This window comes from Bizionia saleffrena, assembly GCF_008086175.1.
Classification (GTDB): Bacteria; Bacteroidota; Bacteroidia; order Flavobacteriales; family Flavobacteriaceae; genus Bizionia; species Bizionia saleffrena.
This window is the reverse complement of sequence record NZ_VSKM01000052.1, coordinates 1-1,056: the sequence shown is the minus strand read 5'-3', so window position 1 is coordinate 1,056 and position 1,056 is coordinate 1. Positions and strand designations below refer to the sequence as shown.

The 1,056-nt window shown below is 43.6% G+C and carries 1 protein-coding gene; it reads left to right on the top strand.

All coding sequences use genetic code 11. The features are described 5' to 3' along the window. Positions 1–1,056: hypothetical protein (locus ES676_RS14850; RefSeq protein WP_170234474.1), on the top strand; the 1,056-nt coding region annotated here is incomplete at both ends.

Genomic DNA, 1,056 nt, shown 5'->3' with positions numbered 1-1,056 from the left:
AATCAGCAGCACCAGCGACAGAATGTTGGGAAACAGCGACGTTTAATACAGAAAGTTGTACTTGGGAGGTAACAGGAGATCAAGCAACCGAGCCAACGACAGAATGTTATGAAACGGCAACGTTTAATAATGATACGTGTATTTGGGAGGTAACAGGAGAACAATCAGCAGCACCAGCGACAGAATGTTATGAAACGGCAACGTTTAATAATGATACGTGTAGTTGGGAGGTAACAGGAGAACAATCAGCAGCACCAACGACAGAATGTTATGAAACGGCAACGTTTAATAATGATACTTGTAGTTGGGATGTAACAGGAGAACAATCAGCAGCACCAGCGACAGAATGTTGGGAAACAGCGACGTTTAATAATGATACGTGTAGTTGGGAGGTAACAGGAGAACAAGCAACCGAGCCAACGACAGAATGTTATGAAACCGCAACGTTTAATAATGATACGTGTCTTTGGGAGGTAACAGGAGAACAAGCAGCAGAACCAACGACAGAATGTTATGAAACGGCAACGTTTAACACAGAAAGTTGTGCTTGGGATGTAACAGGAGAACAAGCAACCGAGCCAGCGACAGAATGTTGGGAAACGGCGACGTTTAATAATGATACGTGTCTTTGGGATGTAACAGGAGAACAAGCAACCGAGCCAACGACAGAATGTTATGAAACGGCAACGTTTAATAATGATACGTGTAGTTGGGTTGTAACAGGAACACAATCAGCAGCACCAAACACAGAATGTTATGAAACGGCAACGTTTAATAATGATACGTGTATTTGGGAGGTAACAGGAGAACAATCAGCAGCACCAGCGACAGAATGTTGGGAAACAGCGACGTTTAATACAGAAAGTTGTACTTGGGATGTAACAGGAGAACAAGCAACCGAGCCAGCGACAGAATGTTGGGAAACAGCGACGTTTAATGACTCTACTTGTAGTTGGGTTGTAACAGGAGAACAAGCAGCAGCACCAAACACAGAATGTTGGGAAACAGCGACGTTTAGTAATGATACGTGTAGTTGGGTTGTAACAGGAACACAAC